11 protein-coding genes are annotated in these 18,513 nt (G+C 64.0%); 3 read left to right on the forward strand and 8 right to left on the reverse strand.

The annotated features are described in order from the left end of the window. Positions 1 to 178: 178 nt before the first annotated feature. Together BR71_RS14710 and BR71_RS14715 are read right to left on the reverse strand one after the other, a co-directional pair. Positions 179 to 3,037, reverse strand: coding sequence for an adenosylcobalamin-dependent ribonucleoside-diphosphate reductase (locus tag BR71_RS14710; RefSeq protein ID WP_043638973.1), 2,859 nt, complete (start codon positions 3,035 to 3,037; stop codon positions 179 to 181). 241 nt (positions 3,038 to 3,278) lie between these two features. Continuing rightward, on the reverse strand, positions 3,279 to 6,599 hold the full coding sequence (locus BR71_RS14715; protein WP_081862685.1) for a DUF748 domain-containing protein: 3,321 nt from the start codon (positions 6,597 to 6,599) through the stop codon (positions 3,279 to 3,281). Between the two features lie 403 nt (positions 6,600 to 7,002). On the opposite strand from BR71_RS14715, the gene BR71_RS14720 reads away from it, so the two are divergent. Together BR71_RS14720 and BR71_RS14725 are read left to right on the forward strand one after the other, a co-directional pair. Beyond that, entirely contained in the window at positions 7,003 to 8,343 is a 1,341-nt protein-coding gene (locus tag BR71_RS14720; RefSeq protein WP_019103796.1) for a glutamine synthetase family protein, read from the forward strand. A gap of 300 nt (positions 8,344 to 8,643) precedes the next feature. Continuing rightward, positions 8,644 to 9,375, forward strand: a complete 732-nt coding sequence (locus BR71_RS14725) for a transglutaminase domain-containing protein (protein ID WP_043638981.1) — start codon at positions 8,644 to 8,646, stop codon at positions 9,373 to 9,375. 17 nt (positions 9,376 to 9,392) lie between these two features. On the opposite strand, the gene BR71_RS14730 is transcribed toward BR71_RS14725, so the two are convergent. Next, positions 9,393 to 10,211 (reverse strand): class I SAM-dependent methyltransferase, encoded by an 819-nt coding sequence (locus BR71_RS14730; RefSeq protein WP_043638984.1) that lies wholly within the window; start codon positions 10,209 to 10,211, stop codon positions 9,393 to 9,395. 336 nt (positions 10,212 to 10,547) lie between these two features. Between BR71_RS14730 and sph the strand changes: the two genes are divergently transcribed. Further along, on the forward strand, positions 10,548 to 12,065 hold the full coding sequence (gene sph, locus BR71_RS14740; protein WP_052370610.1) for a sphingomyelin phosphodiesterase: 1,518 nt from the start codon (positions 10,548 to 10,550) through the stop codon (positions 12,063 to 12,065). 47 nt (positions 12,066 to 12,112) lie between these two features. On the opposite strand, the gene BR71_RS14745 is transcribed toward sph, so the two are convergent. From BR71_RS14745 to BR71_RS14765, 5 genes are all read right to left on the reverse strand, one after another. Further along, positions 12,113 to 12,517: a DUF3995 domain-containing protein gene (locus BR71_RS14745; protein ID WP_043638989.1), complete on the reverse strand. Its 405-nt coding sequence runs from the start codon at positions 12,515 to 12,517 to the stop codon at positions 12,113 to 12,115. 245 nt (positions 12,518 to 12,762) lie between these two features. Further along, on the reverse strand, positions 12,763 to 14,847 hold the full coding sequence (pta, locus tag BR71_RS14750) for a phosphate acetyltransferase (RefSeq protein WP_043638991.1): 2,085 nt from the start codon (positions 14,845 to 14,847) through the stop codon (positions 12,763 to 12,765). 115 nt (positions 14,848 to 14,962) lie between these two features. Continuing rightward, entirely contained in the window at positions 14,963 to 16,156 is a 1,194-nt protein-coding gene (locus BR71_RS14755; protein ID WP_043638994.1) for an acetate/propionate family kinase, read from the reverse strand. Positions 16,157 to 16,248: 92 nt separating this feature from the next. Continuing rightward, positions 16,249 to 17,040, reverse strand: coding sequence for a pyruvate formate-lyase-activating protein (pflA, locus tag BR71_RS14760; protein ID WP_081862687.1), 792 nt, complete (start codon positions 17,038 to 17,040; stop codon positions 16,249 to 16,251). A 631-nt stretch (positions 17,041 to 17,671) separates the two neighbouring features. After that, positions 17,672 to 18,346 carry a M24 family metallopeptidase gene (locus tag BR71_RS14765; protein WP_043638997.1) on the reverse strand — a complete coding sequence of 225 codons (675 nt, stop codon included), beginning with the start codon at positions 18,344 to 18,346 and terminating at the stop codon, positions 17,672 to 17,674. Positions 18,347 to 18,513 lie beyond the last annotated feature (167 nt).

Genomic DNA, 18,513 nt, shown 5'->3' on the forward strand with positions numbered 1-18,513 from the left:
TTGGCATGGCGCACCTTGTCAACTAGCCACGAGTGGAAAAGCCTACCTCATCAAACCGGGTTCCAATCCCCAATACACTGGAGTTACAGTTCGGGAAGGACATTTATCTCCTTAAGTGGCAAAGTCGCAGCTTATGCTGTCACTCACAACCATTGTCGTCAATCAACCCGTCTCAAGCTCAACCGCAAGCGCCTACGTGACCGCAGGCGGTGCAAAACTCGCAGCCATCCTTCTTGATCAAGGCGTGGTTGCCGCACTCCGGGCAGGGCTTGCCCGGCACCTGTTTCAAGGCGGCGCTGGCTTCCGGGCTGAACAGGTCGCTTTGCTCAGGCACCATCACTCCCATCTCTTCCAGCGGCACGCCCTCCTCGGTCAACACCCCCAGCATCGCGTAGCGATGGATGATCAGTTGCGCCAGATAGGCGACGGTGGACGGCCAGCTCTGCGACTTCTCCACGCCGGGGATGCGGGCGAAGAAATCGCCCTGCGGCTCGGCGTAGCTCAGCAGCTTCCGCAACTTGAGGCCGATCCAGGCCGGGTCTATCACCCGCATGTCCAGGCTCAGCATCTTGCACAGGCCGTCCAGCTCTCGCGGGTAAGCGCCGGCCAGCCACATCGAATACGGTCGGCGCTGGCCGTTGGGCAGCACCAGTTCCTTGATGAAGAGCACAAAGTCGTCGCCGGTTTGCGGGTTGCTGACGTCCACCGACCAACTCATGGTGCCGTCGGTTCCGGATTTAGGCTCCTTGCGCGCGAACAGCGCGTCCATCACCGGCGTCGGCTCGTTTTGATCCGCCGGCAACGCCCCTAGTTGCTCGACGCGGTGGCGCACCACCTGGCCCAGGGCCGCCGAGGCCGAGGTGGCGTAGACGGTGCGCTCGCCCAGATCGAACACATAGCGTTTGTCGCCGTTGGTGTGCGACAACGCATCCAGCTTGGCGGCCAGCCAGCCGTGATCGCGGCAACGCATGTCCATGGATAGGGTTTTAGCCACCGCGCCCAGCCCGCGTTGTTCCTCGGTGGCGTTGACCCAGCATTCAAACGGCGACACTCGGCCGTTCTCCACATGGCCCACCACCACGGCGAAGTCGCCGGCGTCCCCTTCCACCATGAACGTCCACGACGGGTTGCCTTCCTTTAGCTTGGGCCGGTTAGGCCACTTCAAGCTGGACAAGGCCGGCGTCGGCGCGGTGTTGAGCACCACGCGGCGGTCCGGATCGCCGTCGCCGCTGCCGGACAAGTCCTGCGGCGTGGCGGCGCTGGGCTTGGCCGGCTCCACCGACAACACCGAACCCAGCACGCTGTTGGGCCGGTAGGTGGTAATCCCTTTCAGTCCGGCGCGCCAGGCTTCCAGATACAGGCTTTCGAAATCGTCGAACGGATAATCGCCCGGCACGTTCACCGTCTTGGAGATGGCGGTGTCGATATAGGGCGCCACCGCCGCCACCATGCGCATATGGTCCAGCGCGCTCATTTCCAACGCGGAGACGAAGTAGTCCGGCAGGGCGTTGGTGTCCCCGCCCTGCATCCGGTAGACGCGGTAGGCGTGGTCTTCCACCAGATATTCCTGCTGGCTGCCGTCGGCCATGCGCTTCTTGCGGGTGTAGAACCAGGAGAACGGCGGCTCGATGCCGTTCGAGGCATTGTCGGCGAAGGCCAGCGAAATGGTGCCGGTGGGCGCGATGGACAAGAGGTGCGAGTTGCGAATGCCATGCTTGCGGATGCGCGCCTTGATCGCCTCCGGCAAGCGGCTGGCGCAGTGCGGAGCGGCCAGGTAAGCGTCGGCGTCGAACAGCGGAAAACCGCCTTTCTCGATGGCGAGATCGACGGAGGCGTCGTAGGCGGCGTCGCGCATCGCCTCGGAAATGCGGCTGGCGAAACGGCGGCCCTCCTCGCTGTCATAGCGTATTTTCAGCATGATCAGCGCGTCGCCCAGGCCGGTGAAGCCCAGGCCGACGCGGCGCTTGGCCTGGGCCTCGCGCTGCTGCTCCTCCAGCGGCCACACGGTCAGGTCCAGCACATTGTCCAGCATGCGCACCGACATGCGCACCACTTTCTCGAAGCTCTTGAAATCAAAGCTGGGCTTATCGCCAAACGGCTGGCGCACATGGCGGCACAAATTGATGGAGCCCAGGTCGCAGCAGCCGTAATCCGGCAGCGGCTGCTCGCCGCAGGGGTTGGTGGACTCAATCACCTCGCAATAGGACAGATTGTTGTCCTGGTTGATGCGGGTCATGAACAGCACGCCCGGCTCGGCGTGGTCGTAGGTGGAAGCCATGATCTGCCGCCACAGCTCACGCGCCGGCACGGCGCGGTAGACCCACAGGCCGTCCTCGCGCTGGTAGCTGCCGGGGAAGGCGTCGGACGAGGGCTCCACCGCGTGGGTCAGTTCCCAGGCGGCGTCCGCTTCCACGGCGCGCATGAAGTCGTCGGACACGCCCACCGAGATGTTGAAATTGCGCAAATCGCCCTGGTCCTTGGCGTGGATGAATTCCTCCACGTCCGGATGAGAAATATCCAGCACCCCCATCTGCGCGCCGCGACGCGCGCCGGCGGACTCCACCGTCTCGCAGCTGCGGTCGAACACCCGCATATAGGACACCGGGCCGGACGCGCGGCTGTTGGTGCCCTTGACCCGCGCGCCCTTGGGGCGGATGCGCGAGAAGTTGTAGCCGACGCCGCCGCCGCGGCGCATGGTTTCCGCGGCCTGCAGCAGCGCCTCGTAAATGCCCACCTTGCCGTTTTCGGTTTCGGACACCGAATCGCCCACCGGCTGCACAAAGCAATTGATCAAGGTGGCGCGCAAATCGGTGCCGGCGGCGGAATTGATGCGGCCGCCGGGAATAAAGCCGTTTTCCAGCGCTTGATAGAACAGCGGCTCGAAACGCGCAGGGTCGCTTTCCAGCGCCGCCAGCGCCTTGGCCACGCGCAGGCGCACTTCGCTCACGCTGTGTTCGCCGTTCTTGGCGTATTTTTCCAGCAATACCTCGCGGGAGATATCCTGCTCGGTCATGGCGGCGATGTTTTCCTGCTTCATGGTTCCCGGTTCCTCTTGAATTGCGGCCTGCGGCGGCCAGGGCGGCCCCCTTCCAGCATGCAATGGACCGTGTGAGCCGCAAAAGGTTTCGACACGTCCAATACGCAACATCTGGAAAAGAAAAACGGCGTATTACACTATATGTAGTTACGCCGTTCGTTGACACATATCAAGCGCTATTCCACCCCGCCGCCGTTTTTCCCTATTGTCATGGGCAAAAACACGACGCGCGGCCGTCGCCTCACGGCGTCTTCAGTTTCACCTCCAGCGGCACGCCGTCGCGGCCGGCGGAGACCTTGACCGGCTCGCCCAACTGGATGCGTTCCTGCAGGGCCGGGTCGGTCTTGATCATGGCCGCGCGCGCATTGGCGGCGCGTTGCTTGGCCAATTGCTGCAGGCTGGCGTCGGTGATGTTCTGCGCGGCGATCAACTCGTCCCGCAGCAGCTTGCCCAAGGCCGCTCCGGACGGTCCGCCCGGCTTCAGCGTGTGGCCCAGCAGCTTGAAACGGCCGATCTGCTTGCCGTACACCGATTTCACCGCGGACAGGATTTCGCCGTCCTGCATGTCCGGCTGCGGCAGCGGCTCGCCGGCGCCCAGCTGATGACCGGCGGCGGCGAAGATCGCCAGATCGGTTTGCGCGCGCGCCATCTCCTTGCGGTCCGCGTTGGCGTTGTAGCCGCCGCTGATCGACAGCATCAGCTTGGGCCGCTTCACCATCAGCCCGGCCACCTTGACCAGCTTCTCGCGCTCCGGCGGCGTCACATTGGCCTCACCGGCCACGAAGCGGATATCGTCGAAGCCCTCGCCGCCCAGCAAGGCGCCCAATGCGCGGAACGGCGCGGTCACCACCTTGGTCACCACGTTGACGATGGTTTTCCAGATGATCTTGCCGTAGCTGAACTGCGGATCGTCCAGGCTGCCGGCCACCGGCAAATCCAGATCGATGCGTTTATCGCTGTCCTCCAAAATAGCCACCGCCAGCCGCAACGGCAGCCGCGGGCCCTTGTACTCGCTGTCCGGCAGCTCGTCGCCCAGTTGCAGGGAATCAATCACCACCCGGTTCTCGCCCTTGAGCTGGCGTTGCTCCAGCAGGTAGCGCAGATCCACCGACAAGCGGCCGTCCTTGACCTGCCAGCCGGCGAAGTTCATCGAATACGGGTTCAGCGTGCCCATGGAGATATTGCGGAAGGCCAGCGTGATGTCGGTGTTGTCGGTGGGCGCCAGCGGCGACAGCGCGCCGCGCACCTTGACGTCGCCAAACTGGTCCACGTCGCCGTCCAGCGTGATGTTGCCGCGCCGATTGGCGCGGGTGGACAGGTTCTGGATGGAGCCTCGCAGATTGTGCATATCGGTGGCGAAGTCCGGTTTCATGCCGTGGTCGGCGAACTGCACCCGGCCTCCCTGCACGTGAATGGACTTCACCTCCACCAACGGCAGCGGCCCCGGCTTAGCCTTGGGCGCGGCCGGCTTGGCGCCCCCTTGGCCGGCAAACAGCCGGGCCACGTTGAGCTCGCGTTTCTCGTCCAGCACTAGTCGCCCCGCCGGCGCTTGCAGCCGCACATCGTTAATCGCCACTTTCAGCGGCATGCCTTGGGCGCTGAGGCCGCGTACTTGCAGATCGCGCCAGCCCAGCAAGGGCAATTTTTCGCCCGGCTCGTACACCGCCAGCCGCGCCACGCCGGCTGAGCCGCCGACACGCCAGCCGCGGGCGCCAAAATCCAGGTTCAAATCCGCCGACAGCGCGCCGCCGCCAAAACGCAGCGGCGTGCCGCTCAAGGCGTAGGGCGCCAACGGCGCCAGCTGCACCCCGTCAGCGCGCAACTTGCCCTTGAGCGCTCCGGCGGAGGCGTCGATATCGGCCTTGGCCGCCAGCTTGCCGCCGTTGAGCTTGCCGGCCAGGTCCACCGCCAGCCGCTGGCCGTCGTCCACTTCCACCATGCCGCCCAGGCCGGACAAGGCCACGCTCACCGGCTTGGGCAGGCCGCGGTCGGTCCAGCTCAACTGGCTGTCGCGCAACTCCATTTCCGGATAAGAGAATTTCCAGGCCGGCGCCGCCTCGCTCTGAGCGCGCGTCGGCGCGGGGACCGGTTTGGCACGGCTGGCGGACTCGAACAAGCGGGCCAGATTGATCTGGCCGGCGCGGTCGCGCTCCACCTTGGCCTCAAGGCCGCTCAGCGTCAGCTTGCCCGGCTCGATGCGGCGGCCTTGTTGCAATAACTGGCTGGACGCCAGTTCCGCGCTGGCCAGGCTCAAAACCGGTTCCGCGCCTTGCGCGCCCAGCTTGAGCTCGTCCAGCCGCGCCAGCATGCCCGTCAGCGCGAAGCCATGGTCCGGCGACAAGGCGAAGCGGCCGGACAACAGCGGCAGCTTGGCCTCCAGCGCCAGCGGCTGGCGGAAACCCTGATCGGCGTAGCTCACGCGCCAGTTGCGCAGCTTAATCGCCTCGATGTTCACCAACCACGGCAGCGGCGCTTCCGCCGGCTGAGGCTTGGCGACGGCCGGCGCGGCCGGAATCGCCTTTTGCCAATCCACCGTTCCGTCGCGGTCGCGCCCGGCCATCGCCAGGCCTTGGTCCAGCTCGATGGACTGCACTTTCAACATTGAACGCGCCAAGTCCAGCGCGCCGCCTTCGACGCGGACTTCCGGAATCGTCAGTTCGCTGCGGCCGCCCGGCGCTTTCAACGCGAAGCGCAGCAGGCTGGCGCGGAACGGCGACACCGTCAGCTCCGGCGTTTTGCCGGACATTTCAAAATGGTAGCGCGCCGACACGGACAAACGGCCTTCCGGCGCGGCGGTGTTGAAATGCGGCTGCACATAAGGCCAGATCGAGGCCAGCGGCAGCTCCGCCATCTGCGCCTCGCCGTCGGACTTCAGCGGTTGCAGATTGATGCTGCCCTTCCAGTTGAAACGGGTGCCGTCGGTCAAGGCCGCCTGCATCGTGTAGCTGCCGTTTTCCGGCAGCGTGGACAGGTCCACCAGCGATAGATTGAGCGGCACCATGGTAAAGCGCTCGTCGCCGCCCAGCCGGTCCGACAACTGCGCCTGGCCGTTGCGGATGTTCAAGGCCTTGATCAACAGCCGCGGCAGCTTGTCCGATCCGCCTTCGGGCTTGGCCGGCCCGGCGGCGTCGGCGACGAAATGGGCCCAGTTCCACTGACCGGCACGGTTGCGCGCCAAGGCCAGCCTCGGTTCGTCCAAGGAAAACTCCTGAGCCTGCCAGCGGCCGATCAGTAGCATGGACGGGTCCAGGTTCAGATACGCCCGCTTCACCGCGAACAGCGGCCGGCCGTCGCCCTCGCTCAGCTTGAGATCCCTCACCTCCAGCGACATGTCCCAAGGTGTGATCTTCACCTTGCCCATGCTCAGGGTGCGGCCTATGCCCTGCGCCCATTTGGAGGCCGCGTCGCTGATCATGCCCGGCGCCAGCCAGCCCAGGAACCCCCAGAACAAGGCCAACAACACAATGGGGACCGCCGCCCAGCGCAGCCAGCGGCGGCGCGGTTTCGGCGATGGCGAGTTGGAATCTGAAGCGGGTCTTATCTGTTCGGTATCGTTTTCCATATCGTCTAATTCTAATACTCATAAAGAGGTCTTAACAGTCCCCGTGGCAGATTTCCCTGTTGCCGCAAACCAACAGCTGGCCAACATTCAGTCAATAATCATTGCGAATGTCCACGCGCCGGTACTAGCATGCATTCGTTCAAAATATTGAACATTTCGAACCAAGAACGATCAATCCCATTCAAACCGGCATTGGCCGTTTTATCAAATCAGAGAGGAGCACCCGGATTGCCGATCCATCAATGGGCCCGATTCCAGCCCCGTCCCGCCTGCCCGCGCAGCCCCGGCTGCCGCACACTGGACCGTAGATTATTTTTAGTACAAGCGCAGCGGCCGCATACCTTGCGGCACAACGCCCAGCGCGACAGCAGCTCGGGCGCGCACACATGACAACAGAGGGTTTATGAATAACGCAGAACAAATCAACAAATGGTTGGACGACAATCGCATCACCGAAGTGGAATGCCTGATCCCGGACATGACCGGGCTCGCCCGCGGCAAAATCGTGCCGCGCCATAAATACAATCCGGCCGAAGGCCTGCGCCTGCCGGAAGCCGTGCTCTCCATGACCGTGACCGGGGATTACCCGGACCAGGACTTCACCTCCATCGCCGATCCCGACATGCGGCTGATCCCGGACGCCAGCACGCTGCGCCCAGTGCCGTGGAACCTGGAGCCCACCGCCCAGATCATCCACGATTGCGCCTTTTTCGACGGCCGCCCGGTGGACCTGGCGCCGCGCAACGTGCTCAAGCGCATCCTCAAACTGTACGAAGACGAAGGCCTCAAAGCCGTGGTGGCGCCGGAAATGGAGTTCTACCTAGTGGAAATCCAGCCGGACGAAGACATCCCGCTGCGCCCGCCGGTAGGCCGCACCAAACGCACCGAAGCGGGCATGCAGAGCTTCTCCATCGACGCTGTCAACGAATACGACGGCATCTTCGACGTGATGTACGACTGGTGCGAGGCCCAGGGGCTGGCACTGGACACTCTGATCCACGAAATGGGCACCGCCCAGATGGAAATCAATCTGGACCACGGCGACCCGCTGGCGCTGGCGGACCAGGTCTTCCTGTTCAAACGCACCGTGCGCGAAGTGGCGATCCGCAACAATATGTACGCCACCTTCATGGCCAAGCCGATGCAGGGCCAGCCCGGCAGCGCCATGCACCTGCACCAGAGCGTGGTGGACAAGGACAGCGGCAAAAACATCTTCAGCCTGAAGGACGGCCAGCCCTCGCAGAAATTCTTCCATTTCATCGGCGGTCTGCAAAACTATCTGCCGCCGGCCATGCCCTTCTTCGCGCCCTATGTGAACTCCTACCGCCGGCTGAGCCGCTACACCTCGGCGCCGATCAACCTGTCCTGGGGCTACGACAACCGCACCTGCGGTCTGCGCGTGCCGCACTCGGACCCTCAGGCGCGGCGGGTGGAAAACCGTCTGGCCGGCGTCGACGTCAACCCCTATCTGGCCATCGCCGCCAGCCTGGCTTGCGGTTACCTGGGCATGAAACAGGGCTTGATGCCGTCCGAACCGCTGACCGGCAGCGCCTACGAGCAGCCTCACCAACTTCCGCGCCACCTGGACGACGCCATCGACATGCTGCTCAAGTGCGAACCGCTGACCAACCTGTTCGGCGAACACTTCATCCGCACTTACAGCGCCATCAAGGAAGCCGAGTACCGGGAGTACTTTGACGTGATCAGCCCGTGGGAGCGTCGCTTCCTGCTGCTGCACGTTTGATCGGCGCTTAGCGCGTTTCTTAGAGCCTGTTCTAAAGTCTCGCGAGCAAGGGCGAGACAAGGCGAAAACCGCTGAGAAAGCGGAATGGTCAAGTGGTACATGAGCATTTCGAAGCGGCACTCACCGTGTCACGCCTCACGAAGCGCAGCAGATTATGAACAGACTCTTAGGCGCAGAACGCTCGCCGCCGGCCTCTCTTCCGGGCTGGCGGCTTTTCCGCCCCGGCGTCATCAAACTGTGCATTGACAATCCCCGCCCCAGAATATTCAATATGGCTAACCTAGGCCGATAGAGCATTCCATGCACCCAAGCCACCAGCCAGACCCCGTCCGCCCAGCGCCTCGCACCGGGCTGAGCCTGAGCGAAACCCTGCGCCAGGTGCAACGCGACGCCTCCCCCGACAACGACCACGACTACTGCCGCGCCTTGCACGACTTCGTGCGCGGCCATGTGCGCTTCGGCTTCACCAGCCAGTTTGAAACCGTCACGCCGGAGCGCACGCTGGCCTTGGGACGCGGCCATTGCAACGCCCAGGGCGACCTGCTGCGCGCGCTGCTGACCACTGCCGGCATCCCGGCGCGGCTGCGCTTCGTGCGGCTGGACAAACGCATCCTCCGCCACGCCGTGCCCGCCCCGGTCTACCTGTGCCTGCCGGAACACCTGTTCCACGGCCTGGTGCAAGCGCGGCTGGACGGCCGCTGGCTGCACAGCGACAGCTATCTGTTCGATCCCGATGGCTTCGAGCGTCAATACGCGCGCCTGCTCGCCTCCGGCCTGCCGCGCGGCTATGGACTGCGCCTGGGCGCGGACTGCCGCTGGAACGCGAACGCCGACAGCTTCTCCCAAGCCAGCGCCGACGACCTCCACGACGACGACCCGGTCTACGACAGCCTGGCCATCGCGCTACAGGAAGAAGCCGGCAACAACACCTTGCTGGGCCTGCATTTCAACCAATGGCTGAAACTGGCGCCCCCGCCGCTGCGCCGCCGCGGCGAACGCTATCTGAACAGCCGGCTGCACCCCGCCGGGTAATCCGGCCGGCGCGGCCGCTATGACGACACGCCGCCCGCGGCCTCCGGCTTGCTCGCCCAAGTAGCGATGAAGGCCGGCAGATAACCGTCGATGACGAAGCGCGGCGTCGGCTGCATCTCCTCGTGGAAACCCGCCAACAAAAAACCGGACTCCAACTGGCCGCCTATCTGCTCGGCCAGACTATGGCCGAACACCAGCGCCTCGCCGCCAGCCCGTTTGGCGGCCAACGCCGCCGGCTCCAGATCGCGCAGATCGGAATACGGCGCTGGGTAGCGCGGCCGAATCAGACCCTGACGCGCATACGCCGGGTCGCGGTCGCCGATAAAAGCCGCCGGATTGAAAAAACTACTGAGCAAGCGCCCGCCCGGGCACAACACCCTGAAGCACTCGCGCCACACCGGACGCACGTCCGGCACGTAGAGATTGGAAATCGGGTGGAACACGCAGTCGAAGCCGGCGTCGGCGAAGCGCGACAAATCGCGCATATCGCCCTGCTCCGTCGTCAGCGTCAGCCCTTCGCGCCGCGCCACCAACCGATCGCGCTCCAGTTGCTGCTCGGAGGCGTCGAACACTGTGACCACCGCCCCTGCCGCCGCCAATAGCGGGCCCTGCTGACCGCCGCCGCTGGCCAGGCACAGAATACGCCAGCCGGTCACCTGATCCAGCCAGCCGGCTGGCAGCGGTCCCGGCGTCAGCCGCGCCTGATGATCGCCGGCGCGCGCGGCGGCGATGGCGGCGGCGTCCACTGGTTGCGACCACGGGCCGGCCTGCTCGGCCTGGCGATCCCAGGCGGCCTGATTATGCGAAAAAATATCGAGGGAAGCGTGTTCCAACATGGGGAATCCTGTTCTATTCAGAGCATTGGAAACACCCAGCCAAAGCCGCATCCATAAGGAAATGGACGGCTCCCATGGGGGAGCGAAGACGAAGCATGACAACGAAAGAAACGGCAATGCGGCAAACGGCCCAGGCTGGGCAAACGATTGACGGGCATTACAGCTTCATTCCGGCGCGCTCCTATCGGGAAAGGGGAAGACTCGCATCCGCGCAAACGGACGGACGCCGAAGTGTCGGCGCGGTGGAGATTCTACGCCAGATCAAATTTAAATGACATAGCAATTCCGTAAACCAGGCCATTCAAGCTTTGCGCTCCCCCACCCCTTGGAGACATGATGAACGCTTGTCTGGCACTTTGCGCCGCGCTGCTGGCCGCTCCCGCGCTCGCCGCCTACCCCGACGATCTCAAGCTGACCACCTGGAACGCCATGTTGCTGCCGCAGTCGCTCTATCCCAACTACGGCCAGGAACAACGCGCACGCCTGATCGCCGCCGCGCCCATCCTGCGGCAGCAGGACGTGGCGGTGTTTCAGGAGCTTCAGGACAACAGCAGTTCCGAGGCGCTGCTGCAAGGCCTGAAAGCGCGATTCCCGCACCAAACCCCGGTGATAGGCCGCAGCCAAAACGGCTGGGACGGCACCGAGGGCTGGGACGGCGCCAGGCCGGAAGACGGCGGCGTCGCCATCGTCAGCCGCTGGCCCATCGTGGAAAAGCGGCAGTATTTGTTCCGCAACGCCGGCTGCAGCTGGGATCAATACGCACTCAAGGGCTTCGCCTACGCCAAGCTGCAAGTGGGCGGCCAGTACTATCACGTACTGGGCACTCATCTTCAATCGGAGGACAGCGGCTGCAAAGACCACGCCGCCGTGCGCCAGGCCCAGCTGCGCGAAATCGCCGATTGGCTGCGCGCGCGGCGGCTGCCCAAGGACGAAATGGTGTTGATAGCCGGCGACATGAACGTGGACCGCCGCAAGCCGGCGGAATACCGCGCGATGCTGGACATCCTGCAGGCCAATGAACCCCGCTACGCCGGCGTCGCAGACAGCTTCGACACTGCCCGCAACGGCTTGGCGCTGGAACGCTATGGCGCGCGCGGCGGCGACGCGCCGGAATACCTGGACTACATCCTGACGCTGAAAGCCCACCGCCAGCCGGCGGCCTGGCACAATCTGGCGCTGGACGCGCCGTCACCGCAGTGGACGGTGCAATCCGTCGGCAAGCACACCTATGCCTATACCGACTACAGCGACCACTACCCGGTGCAAGCCTTTGCCTGGGCGGACGCCGCCACCCCCACGCAATCCTATACCGACCAGGCAGGCAGCTACCGCCAGGTGGGCTTGCAAAGCCTGGGCAACGGCCAATGGCTGCAAAGCGCCGCCTCCAACGACGGCTGGCTGAAGGCCAGCCCCGGCAATGGCCCCACAGCGCGCTTCAACCTATCCAACAACTTCGCCATGCGCGACAACGGCTGCCTGCGCTCCGGCGACTACCTGCGGGTGGAGCGGGCGGACCGCCCCGGGTGGTTCTGGACCTGGTGGGGCGGCCTGGACGCCAATCAATACGCCTATTACACCAAGCAAGGCCCGCTCAATGCCTCCTCGGAGCTGCGCTTGCAGATCCAGGATCGGCCGGACGGCTGCCTGCGGGACGGCGATATTGTCAGCTTCAAGGACTGGGCGAGGCAGAACGACTACTATCTGACCGCCTGGAACGGCGGCGCCCACGATGGACAACTGTATTTATGGCAGCCCAATATCGGCCCGCGAGAACGCTTCCGCGTCAGCATCACGCGCCAGCCGCAGCGGCAGGACTGGAAAGCGCAGCTGCTTTATAAAAACAGCAAGCGCTGATGAGAACCACGGATAGCGGGCGGCTCGCGCCGCCCGCTTTTCACTGCTTACCAGGCCAGGAACAGCAAGGACGCGCCCAGCAGCAGGCACAAGGGGGAATAGAAACGAGTGTCGTTGCGGGCGAAGCGGCTATCGCGAACGCTCTTGAACAAACCGACATAGCGGAATTCGCCGATGCCGCGCAACAGCAATGCGGCCGCCAGCGCCAGCAAACCCCAACGCACGGTCTCCATTTGCCAGAAGCGGGTCAAATGACCATGCAGCGCAACCGCCAGCGCCGACAAGGCCAGTACGCCGGCCACCGCGAAAGTGCCGCCGCGGGAAGGCTGGAACAAGGGCTTGCCGTCCACCTCGGGCACGGCCGCGCCCATTCCTACAGTGCCCCCCAGGGCCCAGTAGCAATGGATCAGACTGATAATCAGAAAAACAGTAATCAAAAACAGGCTCAGCATAAGCAGGTTCCCTTTCTAATTAAATGTTTATCGGAAGTTCAACCTCCCTTTGATTATAACACAATCCCATCTGCATTGATCTACCGCCAAAAAACGGCAACGCCGGACAAAGCCCGCGCGCTCTCGATAAGCTTTAAACAAAACAGCCCCCGACGCAAAACGCCGGGGGCTGTTTTTGGATTACGCTCGGATCACGCGGGGCTGGAGCCGCTTAGCGCGTGTTGACTTAGCGCGTAAACAGGCTCTTACTGCGCCTCCGCCTGGATCGCCGTCAGGGCGATGGTGTAGACGATGTCGTCCACCAGCGCGCCGCGCGACAGATCGTTGACCGGCTTGCGCAGGCCTTGCAGCATCGGGCCCACCGACACCACGCCGGCGGAGCGCTGTACCGCCTTGTAAGTGGTGTTGCCGGTGTTGAGATCCGGGAACACGAAGACGTTGGCGCGGCCGGCCACTTCGCTGTCCGGCGCCTTTTGGCGGCCTACGGACTCCACGCTGGCGGCGTCGTACTGCATCGGGCCGTCAATCATCAGATCCGGGCGCTTTTCCTTGGCGATGCGGGTGGCTTCGCGCACTTTCTCCACGTCCGAACCGCTGCCGGAAGTGCCGGTGGAGTAAGAGATCATCGCCACGCGCGGGCTCAGGCCGAAGGCGCGAGCGGAATCGGCGGACTGGATGGCGATGTCCGCCAGCTGTTCCGCGTTCGGGTCCGGGTTCACCGCGCAATCGCCGTAAACCAGCACCTGATCCGGCATCAACATGAAGAAGATGCTGGACACGATGCTGGCGCCCGGCGCGGTCTTGATCAGTTGCAACGCCGGACGGATGGTGTTGGCGGTGGTGTGCACCGCGCCGGATACCAGGCCGTCCACCTCGTTCAGGGCCAGCATCATGGTGCCGATCACCACGCTGTCTTCCAGTTGCTCTTCCGCCTGCTGCGCGGTCAGCCCCTTGCTCTTGCGCATTTCCATCATCGGCGCCACGTAGCGGCCGGCGGCCTCTTTCGGGGCCAGGATTTCAATGTCGGCCGGCAGCGTCACGCCCTGGGCTTCCGCCACCTGACGGATGCGCTCCGGTTCGCCAATCAGCACGCAGCGGGCGATGCCCTTCTCGTGGCAGATGGCGGCGGCCTGGATGGTGCGCGGCTCGTCGCCTTCCGGCAGCACGATGCGCTTTTGCGAGCGGCGCGCGCTCTCGATCAGACGATGACGGAAGGCCGGCGGCGGCAGGCGCACTTCGCGCGGCTCGCCGATCTTCTGCACCAGCACCGCGGTGTCGATGCGCTCGGCCACGAAGTCGATCATCGCCTGCATGCGCTCGGCGTCTTCCATCGCCACGTGGCGGTCCAGATTGGCCAGCATGGTGCTGGTCTCATAGGTGTCGCGCTCGGTGGACAGAATGGTCAGGCCGGCTTGGCGCGCGGACTGGATCAGCGGCAGGATGCTGCCGGAAACCGGTTCGCCGCAGGTCAGCAGCAGGCCGGCCAGCGGCACGCCGCGCAGCATGGCCAGCGAGGTGGCCAACACCACGTCGCTGCGGTCGCCCGGCGTCACCACCAGGGTGCCCGGCAGCAGGCGTTCGGCCATCTTCTCCACGGTGCGGGCCGCCACCACGGTTTCGCGCATGCGCGCCTGCTCGATCTGGCCGGCGTGTTCAATCTTCAAGCCCAGCGCGCTGACCACGTCCAGCACGCGCGGCGCGTCAAGTTTGGCGTCGTACGGCACGCAACCCAGCAGCGGCGTGGCGCAGCCCAGCTCCGCCAGCTCGGCGCGCAGGCCGGCCAGATTGCCGCACTCCGCGCCGCGATTCAGCAGCAGGCCGGCCAGTTTGCCGTTGCCGTCTGCGCCAAACTGACGCTGCACCAGTTGCACGCATTCGGCGATGTCGCGCGCGCCGCGGCCGGCGCCGGACAGCACCAGCAGCAGTTCCGCGGACAGGCTGCCGGCCATTTCCGCGTTCAGGCGAATGGCGGTTTGCGCGTCGCTGTCCGGCACCAGGCCTTCAACGATCAGCACGTCGTGATTGTCGCGCGCCTGTTCCGCCAGGCGCACCACGTCCTCCATCAAGGTGGCCAGCTCGCCTTCGCGCAGCATGGCTTGAGCGCGGGCGAAGGGGATGGACGCCGGCGCGTCGATATTGCACAGCTGGCGGGCAAAGTGGCTGGACAGCTCGGCGCCCACGCTGGCGGGCTGTGCGATGGGCTTGACGAAGCCCACCTTGATGCCGTCGCGCTCCAGCGCGTGCACCAGGCCCAGGGTCATGGAGGTCAGCCCGGCGTCCGAACCATAGGAAGCCAGGAAAAACACTCGTTTCGGTTGTTGCGATGTCATGAGTTTTACTTTCGACGCGCGCGCCGCCGCAAGGCGGCCCGGCGTTCAGAATCAGGCGGCGGCCGACGGAGCGCCGGCCGCGCGATACAGACGCGGCTTGCGCCGCGAGACCCGATCAGATACCGGCCAGGTCGGCGGTATCCTTGGCGATCATCCACTCTTCGTTGGTGGCCATCACCAGCGCGGTGGTAGTGCCCGGCTGGCTGATCACGCCGGTGTTGCCGCGCACGGCGCGTTCGTTGGCGGCCGCATCCACGGCGAAGCCCAGCACCTTCATGTGGTTCAGGGTTTTTTCGCGCAGCAGGCTGGAGTTTTCGCCGATGCCGCCGGTGAACACCAGGGCGTCGATGCGGTCCAGCGAGGTGGCCAGGCCGCCCAGCAGGCGAGCCAGACGGTGGGCGAACATGTCCAGCGCCAGTTGCGCGTCCACATTGCCTTCCGCCGCCGCTTCTTCCAGAGCGCGGCAGTCGCTGGACACGCCGGAAATGCCCAACAGGCCGCTCTGCTTGTTCAGCAGATTGTCGATGCCGTCCAGATCCAGGCCTTCCTTGCGGGCGATGAACGTCACCGCGGCCGGGTCGATATCGCCGGAACGGGTGCCCATGATCAGGCCTTCCAGCGGGGTCATGCCCATGGTGGTGTCCATGCACTTGCCGTTCTTCACCGCGGAAGCGGAAGCGCCGTTGCCCAGGTGGGCGATCAGGATGCCGTGATTAGCCGGATCCAGCTTCAGCTCGGCCACGGTTTCGCCGGCGATGAAGCGGTGGCTGGTGCCGTGCATGCCGTAGCGGCGCACGCCGTATTCTTTGTAGAAACGCTGCGGCACGGCGTACATATAGGCCGGCTTGGGCATGGTCTGATGGAAGGCGGTGTCGAACACCACAACCTGCGGCAGCTTGGGGAAGGCTTTCTGCGCGGCGCGGATGCCCACCAGGTGGCCCGGATTGTGCAACGGCGCCAGCGCGCAGCATTCTTCGATGCCGGCCAGCACTTCGTCGGTGATCAGCGCGGACGCCTGGAAGCGCTCGCCGCCGTGAACGATGCGGTGGCCAATGGCAACCACGCTGTCCAGCCACTCATGCTCGCCCATGAAACGGGTCAGCGCTTCCATCGCCTCGGCGTGGCTGCCGCCGTTCAGCGACTCCGTCTTCTTGCCTTCCGCGGTTTTGAAAATGATGCGCGAATCCGCCAGACCCAGGCACTCGGCCAGGCCGGACAGCAGCGGCTCGCTGGAGCCCTTGGGCAGCAACGCGAACTTCAGCGAGGAACTGCCACAGTTGATCACCAGAATTTCAGAAGATGTCGTCATAATATATCAGCGATTCATGATAAATAATTCGATAAACAAGCAGCGCCGCTCCGGGCGACGCTGCCAGCCAAAAACCACAGGCCGGAAGGCGCTCAAGTCACCTTCAAACCTTTACAGGAAAACAACTCGCGGGCACGTTTGACCTGCTCCGGCGTGGGAATCGGCGTATCCGCCAACTGGTATTCCATGCCCAGCTTCTGCCATTTGTCCATGCCCAACTGATGGAAGGGCAACACCTCAACCCGCTCCACCACACTGCCCAGGCCGGCAACGAAATCCGCCAGCCTGCTGATGTCCTCGTCGCCGTCGGTCACACCCGGCACCAGCACGTAACGCACCCACATTTTCTTGCCCAGCCGTTGCAGGCGACGGGCAAAGTCCAGCGTCGGCTGCAAGGGCTGGCCTGTCAGCGCGTGATAGCGCTCCGGGTCCGAATGCTTGATGTCCAGCATCACCAGGTCCACCGCGTCGAACCACTCGTCGCTCACCCGCTCGTGCAAAAAGCCCTGAGTGTCCAAGGCCGTGTGCAGGCCGAAGCGGCGCTTGGCCTCGCGGAACAGCTCGCCCACGAAACCGTCTTGCATCAGCGGCTCGCCGCCGGACACCGTCACGCCGCCGGCGAACTTCAAAAAGCGCGCATACGGTTCCAGCTCCGCCATCGCCTGCTCCACCGTGACCTGGCGGCCGTTGTGCAGCTTCCAGGTATCCGGGTTATGGCAGTATAGGCAGCGGAACTGGCAGCCCGAGGTGAAGAAGACAAAGCGCATGCCAGGCCCGTCCACCCCGGCCCCGCTCTCCGTGGAATGCAGGTAACCCACCACGGATTCGGGAGACATGGCGTGTTCTTGCGGGACCGTGTCCACGGCGGTTTGGGTATCTGGCATGCGTTTGTGCTCCTATGGCCGACAGAGGCCGGCCCTTAACAGGCCGCCTTTTAAAGCATAGTGCGCGGTTCCGAACGGGGCCTATCCCCAAACGCCTAGAGCCGAACACAAATGTTATTTTACGAACACATTTTATATTCTAAAACGAAAATATGTGTTTGATACAGGTCAAAAGCGTACATTGTGATGTGCGCACGCCACATCGCCCCGCTCACCCTCCCCGGCAAACCCTTGATTTACGTGGAGTTCCAGTTAAAACAGTCGTTAGTTTTACCTTGCACTGCAATATTTCCGCTCGTTCGCGAACATCGTCATAACACCCCGTCAGCATAAACCCGGCCCAGCAAGCGCCGGACCGCAACTGAGCTGGATCAAACCACGGCCCGTTTTTGCAAATATCATTATCGGCAGCCGTCATACCAAAGACATGCCATGCCCGCCGGACAACCGCCATGGAGAGGCGCCAATGAAATGGCCGCCCCCAATTCGGTGTGGGGCGCCGGCATAGCGGAGGAAGAAATGCGTTATCCGGGAGCGCAGCGAGAGGAATAACGATTGGCGGGGGGGCGTTTGGGTGTTGAATCCGCAGCGCGGAGGCCAGAGTGGGCGGCTCGCCGCCGCCCGCCGTGGATCAGGACTCGATCACCAACAAGTCTTCATAGAACGCGCCAAACTCGCCGGACGGATCGGCAATCTGGATTTCCAGAATCCACAAACCCGTGTCCGGGCATTGGGCGAAATCGCCCAGGCTGCCAGCCTTATAAATGGAGTGCGGAAAGTCCGACACCCGGTGGCCCTTGATGTCCAGGTTCAGCCGCCAGCCCATCTGCTCCGCACGCTCCGCCGCGTACTGGTACAAGGCCGGGCCGGCCAGGCGCTCGCGCCGCCACTTGTCCGCCACCTCCTGCCACAGCTGGCGCGCCGCCCCGGCACAGGCCTGCTTGCGCGCATTATCGCCAATAACGAAGGTATCGCCGGCGTCGCCCTCGTGGCCATCCCAAACGATGCCCAAGTCGATGAAGAAGATATCGTCGTCCAGCAGCACATTGTCCGGATCGATCTGCTGCTTGAAGATTTTCAGCGTGCTGCGGCCAAAGCGGACGATGATGCCGTGCCAGATGCGGTCCATGCCCATGCTTTCCAGCTCCGCCTTGGCCAAATCCTTGGCCTGCTGTTCGGTCATGCCGGGGCGGATCTGCGCGGCGATGCGCCGCACCGCCGCCATGGTTTTGTCGCGAGCGGCGATCATTTTGTCCAGAGAGAAAGCGCTGCCCACCGCTTCCGGAGGGAGAGAAACTGAGGTCATGAGGAGTGCCCTATCTTGAGGTAAAGACCAAGAGACGAATGGGCAAAGGACTATACCGCAGCGCGGCCAAATAATGACATTCAAATCACAAACCTAATCAGCCCGCCCGCCGCTGCAAACCCGAACCACGCCGCCGACTGCGCCTATGGCCGCGAATGCGGCGCGCA

The sequence above is a fragment of the Chromobacterium haemolyticum DSM 19808 genome (assembly GCF_000711885.1).
In the GTDB taxonomy this organism is placed as follows: domain Bacteria; phylum Pseudomonadota; class Gammaproteobacteria; order Burkholderiales; family Chromobacteriaceae; genus Chromobacterium; species Chromobacterium haemolyticum.

Excerpts from the sequence above, each read along its gene's own strand:
- BR71_RS14710 (WP_043638973.1), bottom strand. The coding sequence starts at position 3,037 with ATGAAGCAGGAAAACATCGCCGCCATGACCGAGCAGGATATCTCCCGC.
- BR71_RS14715 (WP_081862685.1), bottom strand. The coding sequence starts at position 6,599 with ATGGAAAACGATACCGAACAGATAAGACCCGCTTCAGATTCCAACTCG.
- BR71_RS14720 (WP_019103796.1), top strand. The coding sequence starts at position 7,003 with ATGAATAACGCAGAACAAATCAACAAATGGTTGGACGACAATCGCATC.
- BR71_RS14725 (WP_043638981.1), top strand. The coding sequence starts at position 8,644 with ATGCACCCAAGCCACCAGCCAGACCCCGTCCGCCCAGCGCCTCGCACC.
- BR71_RS14730 (WP_043638984.1), bottom strand. The coding sequence starts at position 10,211 with ATGTTGGAACACGCTTCCCTCGATATTTTTTCGCATAATCAGGCCGCC.
- sph (WP_052370610.1), top strand. The coding sequence starts at position 10,548 with ATGAACGCTTGTCTGGCACTTTGCGCCGCGCTGCTGGCCGCTCCCGCG.
- BR71_RS14745 (WP_043638989.1), bottom strand. The coding sequence starts at position 12,517 with ATGCTGAGCCTGTTTTTGATTACTGTTTTTCTGATTATCAGTCTGATC.
- pta (WP_043638991.1), bottom strand. The coding sequence starts at position 14,847 with ATGACATCGCAACAACCGAAACGAGTGTTTTTCCTGGCTTCCTATGGT.
- BR71_RS14755 (WP_043638994.1), bottom strand. The coding sequence starts at position 16,156 with ATGACGACATCTTCTGAAATTCTGGTGATCAACTGTGGCAGTTCCTCG.
- pflA (WP_081862687.1), bottom strand. The coding sequence starts at position 17,040 with ATGCCAGATACCCAAACCGCCGTGGACACGGTCCCGCAAGAACACGCC.
- BR71_RS14765 (WP_043638997.1), bottom strand. The coding sequence starts at position 18,346 with ATGACCTCAGTTTCTCTCCCTCCGGAAGCGGTGGGCAGCGCTTTCTCT.